Raw genomic sequence first — 12714 nt, 5'->3', positions numbered from 1 at the left:
AATAAAAGATCATGAACTTAACAGATTTATACGATGCAATTTTAAATGGCAAACTTGACAGAGCCGTTGCAGTAACCAATGAAGCAATCTCCGAAGGAGTACTTCCGAACGAAATTATTACTAATTACATGATTAAGGCGATGGAAGAGATTGGTAATCGCTTTGAGGCAGGAAAAGTGTTTGTGCCTAATTTGCTGATGAGTGCACGTGCCATGAAAGGTGCACTGGATCTTCTGAAACCGTTATTACAGGGAGAGACTGATGCCTATGTCGGTAAAATTGTTATTGGAACCGTGAAAGGGGACTTGCATGATATAGGCAAGAATCTTGTGGCTTCTATGTTCGAAGGTTGTGGATTTGAAGTTGTCAATTTGGGAGTGGATGTTTCCAGTGAGAAGTTTGTAGAAGCTGCCCGTACATACAATGCAGATATCATATGTATGTCTGCACTGCTGACTACTACTATGAATTATATGAAGGTAGTAGTAGATGACTTGAAGACGGCAGGATTGTATGGAAAAGTAAAAGTGATGGTGGGGGGCGCTCCGATCAATGAGGCTTTTGCACACTCGATAGGGGCTGATGCATATACAAGCAATGCTAATGCAGCGGTGATAATGGCGAAGAAACTGATAGGAGCGGCTTGATATGGATTTCCGCTATAAAGAGCTTTCATGGAAAGACATTTGTCTGGACTGGGATGACTTTGTTTTTTCTCTGGGTAAAGGTTACAAGATGGAAGGTGAAGTATTGACCATGTTCTCCGCTCTGGAAAGAGAAGTGACTCAATTTTGTAAACCTCGTTGGGGATATCGTGTCTTTTCATTGGATGCTTCCGATAAATCTCGGATTATATTGAATGGATGCCGGTTACAGACAGGACGCATTATCACTCCTTATCTGGAGAATGCGGAGTTATGTGCCCTGTTTGTGGCTACAGCCGGTGAGGAATTTGAACGATTTCAACAGACTGTCAAAAAATCAGGGCAGATTGTTGAGGAGTTCCTGCTGGATGCATTAGGTTCGGCCATTGCTGAGGCTACTGTGAGGGAGGCGTGCAAAGCAATAGAAAAGGAGTTCGGGGCGAAAGGATTGGGAATAAGCTATCCTTATAGCCCCGGCTATTGTGGATGGAAAGTCTCTGATCAGCAGATTCTCTTTTCATTGCTTCCCAATCAGCCTTGTGGAGTCAGCCTGACTGCCTCTTCATTAATGTGCCCTATTAAATCGGTGAGTGGAGTGGTGGGAATCGGTAGACAGATGACCAGGCAGAAATACGGTTGTGAGTTGTGCGGGAAAAAAGACTGTTATAAAAATAGATTAAATAAATGATGTAAGATATGAATGTAGATGAATGGATAGAGTATATAATAGTGTCGGATAAAAAGGTTGCATTACCTATTATGACCCATCCCGGCATTGAACTGCTAAATAAAAGAGTTCTGGATGCAGTAACCGATGGTGAAGTTCATTTTAAGGCAGTTGAAGCTTTAAATATGAACTATCCGCAGTCGGCAGCTTGTACGGTCATTATGGACCTGACGGTAGAGGCGGAAGCTTTTGGTGCACAGATTCAGTTTAGTGAGAATGAAGTACCCAATGTTATAGGGCGCTTGGTGAGTAATTATGAAGAGGTCGTCGGATTGAAAATTCCTACACTGGATATAGCTCGTATTCCGCAATATTTGGAGGCAAACCGTTTAGCTGCGAAAGGATTGGATAAACCGGTTTTTGGAGGTTGCATTGGACCGTATTCTCTTGCAGGTCGCCTGTTTGACATGACGGAAATAATGATGGCTATTTACACAGAGCCTGAAACGGCTTTGCTGTTATTGGATAAATGCACTCGATTCATTACCCAATATTGCCGTGCCATCAAAGATTGCGGTTCTGCCGGAGTCATAATTGCAGAACCGGCGGCAGGGTTGTTGTCCAATGAAGATTGTATGCAGTATTCCTCTGTATTTGTCAAACGAATCGTCGAAGAGGTCCAGGATAGTCATTTTGCAGTTATATTGCATAATTGCGGTAATATGGGGCAATGTACTCAGGCTATGGTTGCTACGGGGGCTAAAGGATATCATTTTGGAAATAAAATAGATATGCTTGCTGCTCTGGAAGAATGTCCTTCGAATGCGTTGGTTATGGGTAATCTGGATCCGGTTGGAATTTTCAAACAAGCCACTGCGGAGGAGGTGTATCGGCAAACCTATACTTTGTTGCAAAGAACCACAGCTTATCCTAATTTCGTGATATCTACAGGTTGCGATGTACCTCCTGAGATTCCATTGGATAATATTCGCGCGTTTTATGAAGCGGTAAAAGATTATAATCAAAAACAATAATAAATAAATCGGTGTATCATGAAAAAACTAATATTTCTTTCATTGATGGCAATATGCTTTTGTGTCCGTCTTTATGCACAAACCAATTTTAAATATAAGAATGCTTCACTACCTGTAGAGGTAAGGGTACAGGATCTGTTAAGCAGGATGACATTAGAGGAAAAAATTGCTCAAATGCGCCATATTCATGCTTATTCAATCATGGAGAATGGAAAACTGAATGAGGAAAAACTGGAGAAAATGATTGGTGGGCAGAACTATGGGTTCATAGAAGGTATTACCTTGCCCGGAAAGGAATGTCTGACCTTGATGAATGAAGTACAGAAATATATGCGCGAGAAGACCCGGTTGGGTATCCCTGTATTCACGTTGACTGAATCTCTACATGGCTCTGTACACGACGGATCTACTATTTTTCCACAAGCCATCGCATTGGGAAGTACATTTAATCCTATACTGGCTTACGAAATGACTTCTGCCATAGCAAAAGAGTTGTCGGCACAAGGCATCACGCAATCTTTAACTCCCGTTATCGATGTCTGCCGTGATTTGCGCTGGGGACGAGTGGAAGAATGTTTCGGTGAAGATCCTTTTCTGGTGTCGCGTATGGGGGTATCGCAAGTGAGAGGTTATCTTGATAATCAAGTATCACCAATGATCAAGCACTTCGGTGCCCATGGTGCTCCTCAGGGAGGATTGAATCTTGCTTCTGTATTGTGCGGACAGCGGGAGTTACTTTCCATCTATTTGAAAACTTTTGAAACTGTAGTAAAAGAAGCCAAACCTTGGGCGGTGATGTCCTCATATAATTCTTGGAACAATGAACCTAATTCTTCTTCCCACTATCTGATGACGGAACTTTTACGTGACCGGTGGGACTTTCAAGGATATGTTTATTCCGATTGGGGAGCGATAGGTATGCTGAACTATTTTCATAAAACGGCACAAAACAGTGCAGAAGCCGCTATTCAGGCATTGACGGCCGGACTGGATGCCGAAGCTTCAGACAATAGTTACGCTGAGCTTCAGCAATTGGTGGAGAACGGAATGTTGGATGTGAAGTATATTGACCAGGCAGTGGCTCGTATTTTAACGGCCAAGTTTAATATGGGACTGTTTGAATACCCATTACCAATGGAAAAGAACTATGATAAAGTAGTGCATGCTCCTGCCCATGTGTCATTGGCTCGTAAGATTGCTGAAGAATCAATCGTTCTTCTACAGAACAAAAACAATATCTTGCCCTTACAAATGAATAAATTGAAATCCATAGCTGTGATAGGTCCTAATGCTGATCAGGTACAGTTTGGGGATTATACATGGAGTCGTGACAATAAGGACGGGGTTACATTACTTGAAGCCCTGAAAGAAAGAGTCGGTAATCAGTTGACATTGAATTATGCCAAGGGATGTGATTTGGTTACGGATGATCGTTCGGGATTTAAAGAAGCGGTGGATGTGGCAAAGAAAAGTGATGTTTGTATTGTTGTTGTCGGTTCGGCAAGTGCTTCTTTGGCTCGTGATTATAGTAATGCTACTTGTGGGGAAGGTTTTGATTTAAGTGACTTGACCTTGACAGGTGTACAGGAAGATTTGGTGGAGGCCATTCATGCTACAGGTAAACCGGTAATTGTTGTTCTATTATCCGGAAAGCCTTTTGCAATGTCTTGGATAAAGGAAAATATACCGGGGATTGTAGTACAGTGGTATCCCGGTGAACAAGGTGGACTAGCCCTTGCAGACATGCTTTTGGGTAAGGTTAATCCATCGGGAAAATTGAATTATTCTTTTCCGCAAAGTGTAGGACATCTACCTTGTTATTATAACTATTTGCCTACAGATAAGGGCTTCTACCGCTCACCGGGCAGTAAGAATAAACCCGGTAAAGATTATGTGTTCTCTTCGCCGAAAGCATTGTGGGCATTCGGCCACGGATTGAGCTATACAGACTTTGAATATCTTTCTGCCACTACCTCCAAAGAAGATTACGCTTGTGAAGATGTGATTGAGGTGACGATAGCAATTCGCAACACAGGCGATTACGACGGTCTGGAAGTGCCGCAGGTTTACGTGCGTGATATGGTTTCCAGTGTCGTGATGCCTGTTCAGGAACTGAAGGGTTTTGAGAAAGTGCTTATTAAGAAAGGAGAAACGAAGCAAGTGATAATTAAGATTCCCGTGTCAGAACTGGCCCTCTACAACAAGGAGATGAAAAAAGTGGTTGAACCGGGTGCTTTTGAGTTACAGATAGGCCGTGCATCAGATGATATTCGCATTAAGAAAGTGATAACGGTAGAGCGTGCATCCGAGAAATACATTCCTACTTTGAGGGACAAGGAGAAAAAAGTGTCTTCAACAAAGAATATGACAGCTACACCGGTAGTGGTAAAGGGAACCATACGGGATGTACAAGCAAACCTGTTGCCTCAAGTAACTGTCAAAGTTGGGAAAGAAGAAGTTGTCACAAACTCAAAGGGAGAATATTCTATTCGTGCCATGTCCACCGATACTTTAATTGTGAGTGGAAGTAAGTTCAAGACTGAACATATTTCTATCGAAGGAAGGCAGGTAATCAATATAAGAATGTTGAATCGATAATTTTTTATTATGTGTCTAAACATCATGAATAAGATAGTAAGCTTTTTGTTTATATGTCTGCTTCTGGCGGATCTGCATGCACAGAATACAATTAAAATAATAGATAAAGATAAAACAAGTACACCTGTGAGTCCTTATTTATGGGGTAGTTTCTTTGAAATGGGGTTTGGCAGAAGCGACTTGTTGTGGGGTGAACTTCTCTTTAACCGCAGTTTCGAGAATACGAAACCTGTAAGTGAGTCAAACTCTTGGTACACGTGTTACCGGGGGGATGTAAAAGAAGCCAAGTGGTGGCATTCCGGCTATGAAGAGCCAAAGTGGTATCTGCTTGCTGATGGAAGGAAAGAAGAGAAGTTACCTCTTATTTTCAATAATTATTGGCCATCGGCTCATGGAAAGTATTTTTTGCAGATTGATAATCGTAAAAAGCAAATTCCAACTCTATTAGTTCAGGAACGCATTTATATTGAAAAGGGAAAAGGATATACAGTTTCAGGCCTTTTCTCCTCCGGTGGTTACCTAAGCGAAGAGAAATACTCAAAGGAGAGTGTCCCGGTAACTATTGCCATTTATAAAGAAGGTGATTTCCATACTCCGTTGTCAAAGACTGAACTGGCTGTGAATACAAACCAATTTATCTTATACAGTTCTTCATTAGATGCGACGGAGTATGAAGGCTGGTGTACTTATACTATAGAAGTACCTGCAGGCGGTTGTGTAGGGATAGATCTGCTGTCATTGATGGCAGATGATGTAATAAAAGGTTGGAAACGTGAGTCGGTTGAACGTATTAAGAATGAACTTCGTCCTAGGACCATGCGAATGCCGGGCGGATGTTTCACTTCGCTTTATGACTGGCGTTCGGGAATTGGTCCACGTGAAGAAAGACCGGTCAGCTATGATACTTGGTGGGGATGTGAATTGCTGAACGATGTAGGTACGTTCGAATTGGTGGATCTGTGTGAGGCAGTGGGGGCGGAACCCTTCTTTTGTGTACCTGTTATGTTCAATAATGAATACAGTGCTGCAGACTGGGTTGATTTCTGTAATAATCCTACCAATGCACAACGTATTGCCTATGGTCGTACCAAACCGTTGAATGTGAAATATTGGGAATTAGAGAATGAACCTTACCGTCGGTTCGATGCCGTCACGTATGCCAATCGTTGTGTAGATTTTGCAAAGGCGATGAAAGCAAAAGATCCTTCAATCAAAATAGCGGTGGGTAATTATTGGTTGTTTAATAAGAAGTTTAAGGAAATGTTGGAGATTGTCGGACCTTATGTGGATTTAATTACAAACAGGGGAGGAACTCCGGAAGAGATGCGTGCTGATATCGTAATTTTAGATGCATATAACAAGGCGCATGGTACAGACATCAAATTATGCCATACGGAGTTTCGTGCTCCGGTAACCCGAAATGAAGGAAATACCGACGGACTGAATCAGAAGGACACAGGTGGTGAAGAAACTCTCTTTAATGCTTCCATCCGTTGGGGATTTGCCATGAATATGGTGGAGCAATACATTGCCTATCAGAATATGGGTGGGAGTTTCTTTACTGCCAATTATACAAACCTGTCCGATGGTTGGGGAGAATGTCTGATAAATACTCCTAAAGAAGGTACTTATCTGAATGCTCCGGGCGTGGCTTTCGCTCTCTTGAATTCATTGGATATAGCGTATCCTCAAATAATAGAGCAGGAAAAGGAGAATCAGGATATTGTGATTCAGGCTGCATGGAATAAGAGACGGGACAAATTGACATTGGTCGTACTGAATTTTAGTCAGAATACTCAACCTTGTAAAATAGATTTTAGCCAGATAAAGAAATCTTTCCGTGTGAGGAAAGGTATGAAGATTGCTCCACAGTCGGATTTGAGCTTTAATACATTACAACATCCGGAAGAGGTGAAGGTAGAGTCGTTTGTTCCTTCAACGGGTAAAATGATGAAACTCGGGTTGCCCGGCAACTCTTTGATAGTAGTCGAATTGCAGGCGGAACGGAGTCATGGCATACATGTGAACGCTTCGACAGGAAACGATGCATCAATCGGTAGTTTAGCCTATCCTTTGAAGACGATACAAGCTGCTGCCGATATGGCTGAGCCGGGAGATACGGTTATTGTACATGAAGGTATCTATCGTGAAAGGGTTTCTCCTTCACGGGGCGGAGAGTCGGAAGAAAAACCGATTGTCTTTATGGCGGCCAAAGGGGAGAATGTGGAGATAAAAGGTTCGGAAGTAATGAAAGGTTGGAAGAAGGTTAATGATACGACTTGGGAAGTCGGAATACCGAATAAATTTTTCGGTGGGTTCAATCCATATGCTGAAACTTTACATGGTGATTGGTTTGAGAGAGGCAAGTGGTGTCATACGGGAGAGATATATCTGAATGATATAGCCCTGATGGAGAATCCGTCATTGAGCAATGTTTTGCAGAATAAAGGCGATAGTTTGTTGTGGTTTTGCAAAGTAGAGCAAGACACTACTCGCCTGTACGCTAATTTTGGCGATAAGAATCCTAATCAGGAACTGGTTGAAATCAATGTAAGGCAATCTGTCTTTTATCCGGAAAGACCTTATGTGAATTATATTGTGGTTAACGGATTTAAGCTGAGTCAGGCTGCTACCCCCTGGGCACCTCCTACAGCAGAACAGATTGGCTTGTTGGGGACTCACTGGAGTAAAGGATGGGTTATTGAAAACAATACAATCACCCATTCCAAGTGTGTGGGGATTACTTTAGGTAAGTATGGAGACGAATGGGATAATAAATCAGAATCAGAAGAAGGGTATGTCAATTGTGTGAAGCGTGCACTTCGGCACAATTGGAACAGAGAACATATCGGAGGGCATCTGGTACGTAACAACACTGTGGCTTATTGTGGACAAGCCGGTATTGCAGGTAGCTTGGGCGCTATTTTCAGTAAGATAAAGAATAATACCGTGCATGATATTAGTACACAGAACTTGTTCTGGGGATATGAAATGGCGGGAATTAAGATACATGCTGCTGTAGATGTGGAGATCTCAGGCAATCATATTTATCGTGTAGAGGGTGGTATTTGGCTCGATTGGATGGCACAAGGTGCAAGAGTGACAAGAAATCTTTTGCATGACAACAGGGTCGTGGAAGTTTCATTTGAGGTGAACCATGGACCTATTTTAGTTGACAATAATCTGTTCCTGTCTCCAGAACTCGCCCAAATCAAACTGTCACAAGGCATGGCTTTTGTTCATAATTTGATTGTTTGGAAAGTTTGGAAACTGAATAATGTAGATCCACGTAAAACACCTTATCTTGCACCTCATGGGACGGAGATTATGGGATATCACGATTGTCCTTGTGGAAATGTCTCTTATTTCAACAATATCTTTACCAGGGCCGAAATGACAGAGTATGATGATTGTGTATTGCCGGTACAGATGGAAAAAAACTGTTATTGGGGAGAAGCGGTATCTTCAGGCTTGGATAAAAATGCTACTGTTAACTCCGGTTTCGATGCAGATATTCAAGTGATAGAAAAAACGGATGGATGGTATCTGCAAATAAATGTTCCTGAAAACTGGAAGGATGAAAAGTTCCGTGACAAGGTTAGTACGAAAGACTTAGGTCGTGCTTCCATACCTGATCAATCTTTTAATAAAGAAAATGGAACAGTGATAGATTTAATACAAGATTATTGGGGACAGAACAGAAAAGGACAAAAGAAGTATTACCCCGGACCGATAGATTTTACGACTAATGGGGGAAAAGTGATGTTGAAGGTGTATGACAAATAATGGATGAAAATATTCTATTTCCAAAGTTAAATTGCTTATGCTTAGTACTTATCAAGTAAACAAACTTGTGTGTAAGTATGCTATTAGAGGGACTCTCCATAATATTGTGTAAATAGAAAACTACGGGATTCTTCTCGTAGTTTTTTTATTCATTTTATCAATAGGGTTACTGTATTGTTATAATCTGTAAGTCGAAATAGGCTTATCCTTTTGCTCTCACTTAATATTGTTATATATCAGGGTACAATTCATACGTGCATCCATCCTCTTTCTGACAGCCGTTTTCGGTAACCCGATTTTCCTTTGTCTCTTTTTTCCTATCCCTTCTTTTTCCCGTCCCTTATCTTTGCCGGGATGATCCAAAAAAACAATATATTTGTAGTCTATGCAATCATTCAGAGTCATAAAGCCCACAGCGGCACTCGTTCCTTATGTCCGGCATTACTGGGTGTTGAGCGACGATGCGTTTGCACCGGTATCCGAACGGACGCTGCCCGTGGGGTGCGTCCAAATGGTCTTTCACCGGGGGCGCCAACTGTTTTCGCTGACCGAAGGCCGGTTGCAACCCTCTTCTTTCATCAGCGGGCAGGCGTTCGGCTATTCCGATGTCGAGTCTACGGGGATGCTGGAGATGATCGTAGTCGTTTTTCAGCCTTTTGCCGCAAAAGCTTTTCTCCATATGCCTGTCAGCGAGTTTCGTGGGATGAATGTAAATACCGAAGAGACGGGCGATCCTCTGTTGGTTGATCTGGGCAGGCGGATAGCCGATATGCCGGATCGGGTAGCGTGTATCCGTCTGATAGAAGAGTTTCTGTTAAGCCGTCTCTATGCTTTTCCCGAATATAACCTGAAGCGGGTTTCGACCGTTTTGGAGGCTGTGAACCTCCATCCGCACATCCGTACGGCACAACTGGCAGACGTAGCCTGCCTGAGCAATAAGCAGTTCGGGCGGGTGTTTGCGGAGTATGTAGGCGCTACTCCCAAGGAGTTTCTGCGCATTGTGCGGATACAGCGGGCGTTGTATACTCTACAATGCCAGCCGGGCATTTCGTTTGCGCAACTGGCCTACGAATGTGGTTTCTTTGACCAATCGCACATGATTAAGGAGTTCAAACTCTTTTCGGGATATACTCCGGCGGAATATCTGGCTGTTTGCGCTCCTTATTCCGATTATTTCTTTGTGGAGGAATGATGTCTGTTTTTTACTATCCGGGGCGGATGCTTTGCCCTACTTTTGCGGTGTGCTTGGGAGACGTGACTTCCGGCATACAGTATTCATCTTATTAATATAAAGAATATGGAAAAGTTTATTGCGTTTTTTGAGATTCCGGCGGCAGATTTCCACCGGGCGGTAGGATTTTATGAAACAGTGTTGGACATCAAATTGGCGGTCTCGGAGTATGAAGAGGAGAAGATGGCCTGCTTCATGGAGCAGGGCGAAGCGGTGGGAGCGGTGTCGTGGGCACCCGATTTTCTGCCTTCTGAGCGGGGAACGCTGATTCATTTCTATTGCGAAGAGATCGGCAAGTCGCTGGAACGTGTCCTGCAGAAAGGTGGGAAAGTCATTACCCCCGAGACGGAGATTGACGCTGAAGGCAGGGGACATTTCGCTGTTTTTGCCGATAGCGAAGGAAACCATATCGGTTTGTATTCGGATAAATAGCAGGTGTGAGTGATTCTCACTATATTTGCCCGAAATTGAAGTATGTATAGAGAATATCAACCTTGTGGACTACTGGCTCCTTACGTCGATAAAATTTGGGAGTTCAAAGGAAGTCCTGAGTATGGGATGCGCATCAATGTCCTGCCGGACGGGTGTACCGATTTGATTTTCGCTTTGGGCGGGATAACACAACCCGTAGGCAGCGAAGGGCGGATCATGCCGTCTTGCCGTTCGTTTTTCGTGGGACCGATGAAACGCTATTCGGAGTTGGTCGCGTATACCGAAACGGTTCACATGGTTGGTATTCGTTTTCATCCTTGCGGATTATTCCGATTCATGGACTTGCCCGTGCAGGAGTTGGGCGGTCAGCGAATCAGTAGTGCCGACTTGGGGATCAAGTTGTTCGATGATTCGTTTACGGAACGACTCTACGAGCTTCCGGATTTGCGGAGTAGGATTCAGTGTATTGAGACAGTATTGGTGCGGTCGATGCACAAGCACGATGTAGTGGACAAACAGATTGTTTTTGCGGTAAACCACATTCATTTGTACCACGGTCAGCGGGAGATCCGTTTGCTGGCAGAAGATACCTGTTTGTGTCAACGGCATCTGGAACGGCGGTTCAAGCTGTTTACCGGATTTACCCCTAAAGAATACAGTCGGATTGTGAAGTTCAGGCATGCGATCGATCTGCTGAAAAATACGACGGAGGCAAATAACCTGCTCTCGGTAGCGGTGAATGCCGGATATTACGATGTTTCGCACTTCTTGAAAGAGGTCAAGACGCTCTCCGGCGGTACGGCAGAATCATTCCTTTCTCCGACCTTGCCGCAAGAGGGGCTGCTGACGTATATTGAGAAATAAAATACCGGTTGGGTGATAAAGGAAATCGCCTTTAGAAAAGCGTTTCGGATTTGGTTTCGGGTACAGGCATTGTATTGCGAGTGTAAAATAAACTATGTCTGTAAGAAGTTTAGTCTGTTTCTTATTCTGTAAAAAGTCGTTTTTTTACAACGCCGGGGTAGGTAGGCAAACTTATATTTGCAGGGATTATCAATCTCAATATAATATACAATGAAATCATTAAACGAAAGAGCAGCAGATTTGCTGCAAGGTTGTGAAACGGTAATACTCAGTTCGGTCAATCAAGAGGGATATCCCCGTCCTGTTCCTTTGAGTAAGATTGCTTCGGAAGGTATTTCTGAGATTTGGATGGCAACCGGGGAACATTCTGTGAAAACGAAAGATTTCCGGAGCAACCCGAAAGCGGGTCTTTGTTTCTACGAACAAGGGAATAGCGTTGCCCTGACCGGTGAAATAGAGGTAGTGACAGATGCCGGACTCAAACAGAAGTATTGGCAAGACTGGTTTATCGCCCATTTCCCAAAGGGACCGACTGATCCGGAATACGTTTTACTGAAGTTCCGTTCTGAGCATGCCACGTTCTGGATCGACGGACAATTCGTCCATCGGAACATTTAACCCGTTACCCTGTATTCTGCTTCTTTTATGGTAAATCTTTTAGCTTCTCAGAGGTAGGTACAAAAAAACGGTACTTCGATTCACATCGCAGCACCGTCACAACACAAACACAAAATAAAACACGACAAAACTACTATGCAATCTTACCTGTCTATGCCGGGGAGGCATACGGTGCGACTATTATGGATATTCCCATAGGCATAAAGCGCTTCAGGCCGATTTGCATAATTATAAACGCAGAAGAAATCATTTTGTTCAGGAGTGAGCAAAAAAAAATGTATTTTTTTCGAGTTATATGTATTTCCCCAAGTCTATGACCGGCTCTCAATAGGCTATAACCGTATCGGGCACATTCAATAGAATCGCGTAGTCTGTTCGGTTCGTATGGATATCTTTTAGTAAAGTGATGGAATATATTTCAACCGTATTTCCCTGTGTTTCCTCTTTTTGCCTGATGACAAAAGATACATCCTTGGTTTTACTGGCCAGTACTAACAATTCGATTAAGTGACGTAAATATTTGATGCTGATCCAGATATCCTCTCGATGTATCTTAATTATACTGATTGATTAGTGAATTTTTTGTTATTAAATATCGGTAATAGAATATTCTGAGTTAAGAATCGATCGATTGGATGATTTTCTTTTCAGAGTATCGGTCAATATCGTCTACGAACAAGAATATTCTTAAGTCCTTCGTGTACTTGTCCCATGTTTTAATCAGAGTTTTAAGTTCCTTTTTTAATTTTGTAGTTTTATCATGGAAACTAACTTTCTTTTTAAATTGTGGATAATCATTAAGCTCTGTCTCTATTATGTTCAATCAAAGGTAGTGAGAAA

General features: G+C 42.8%; 10 protein-coding genes. 9 read left to right on the top strand and 1 reads right to left on the bottom strand.

What is annotated here, in order from left to right; genetic code table 11:
• Positions 1-11: 11 nt before the first annotated feature.
• The 9 genes from BF9343_RS13905 (at position 12) to BF9343_RS13865 (ending at position 11874) form a co-directional block, all read left to right on the top strand.
• The gene (locus BF9343_RS13905) at positions 12-647 is read left to right on the top strand and encodes a corrinoid protein (protein ID WP_010993182.1); all 636 of its coding nucleotides are present in this window, start codon (positions 12-14) and stop codon (positions 645-647) included.
• Position 648: 1 nt separating this feature from the next.
• Complete coding sequence (locus BF9343_RS13900) at positions 649-1332, top strand: vitamin B12 dependent-methionine synthase activation domain-containing protein (protein ID WP_011203128.1); 684 nt, start codon at positions 649-651, stop codon at positions 1330-1332.
• 8 nt (positions 1333-1340) lie between these two features.
• Positions 1341-2345 carry a methylcobamide--CoM methyltransferase gene (locus BF9343_RS13895; protein ID WP_010993180.1) on the top strand — a complete coding sequence of 335 codons (1005 nt, stop codon included), beginning with the start codon at positions 1341-1343 and terminating at the stop codon, positions 2343-2345.
• An 18-nt stretch (positions 2346-2363) separates the two neighbouring features.
• Positions 2364-4943: a glycoside hydrolase family 3 N-terminal domain-containing protein gene (locus BF9343_RS13890; protein WP_010993179.1), complete on the top strand. Its 2580-nt coding sequence runs from the start codon at positions 2364-2366 to the stop codon at positions 4941-4943.
• A gap of 24 nt (positions 4944-4967) precedes the next feature.
• The gene (locus BF9343_RS13885) at positions 4968-8729 is read left to right on the top strand and encodes a right-handed parallel beta-helix repeat-containing protein (RefSeq protein ID WP_032575894.1); all 3762 of its coding nucleotides are present in this window, start codon (positions 4968-4970) and stop codon (positions 8727-8729) included.
• Between the two features lie 385 nt (positions 8730-9114).
• The gene (locus BF9343_RS13880; protein ID WP_010993177.1) at positions 9115-9921 is read left to right on the top strand and encodes an AraC family transcriptional regulator; all 807 of its coding nucleotides are present in this window, start codon (positions 9115-9117) and stop codon (positions 9919-9921) included.
• 105 nt (positions 9922-10026) lie between these two features.
• Complete coding sequence (locus tag BF9343_RS13875) at positions 10027-10392, top strand: VOC family protein (protein ID WP_010993176.1); 366 nt, start codon at positions 10027-10029, stop codon at positions 10390-10392.
• A 42-nt stretch (positions 10393-10434) separates the two neighbouring features.
• A complete protein-coding gene (locus BF9343_RS13870; protein WP_010993175.1) occupies positions 10435-11256 on the top strand; it encodes an AraC family transcriptional regulator in 822 nt (273 codons plus the stop codon).
• Positions 11257-11466: 210 nt separating this feature from the next.
• Positions 11467-11874 carry a pyridoxamine 5'-phosphate oxidase family protein gene (locus tag BF9343_RS13865; RefSeq protein ID WP_005788828.1) on the top strand — a complete coding sequence of 136 codons (408 nt, stop codon included), beginning with the start codon at positions 11467-11469 and terminating at the stop codon, positions 11872-11874.
• A gap of 616 nt (positions 11875-12490) precedes the next feature.
• Here the strand turns inward: BF9343_RS13865 and BF9343_RS24190 are convergent.
• A complete protein-coding gene (locus tag BF9343_RS24190) occupies positions 12491-12697 on the bottom strand; it encodes a P-loop NTPase fold protein (RefSeq protein WP_008769726.1) in 207 nt (68 codons plus the stop codon).
• Positions 12698-12714: the final 17 nt, after the last annotated feature.

The organism is Bacteroides fragilis NCTC 9343, assembly GCF_000025985.1.
Taxonomy (GTDB): domain Bacteria; phylum Bacteroidota; class Bacteroidia; order Bacteroidales; family Bacteroidaceae; genus Bacteroides; species Bacteroides fragilis.
This window is presented reverse-complemented; position numbering and strand designations above follow the sequence as displayed.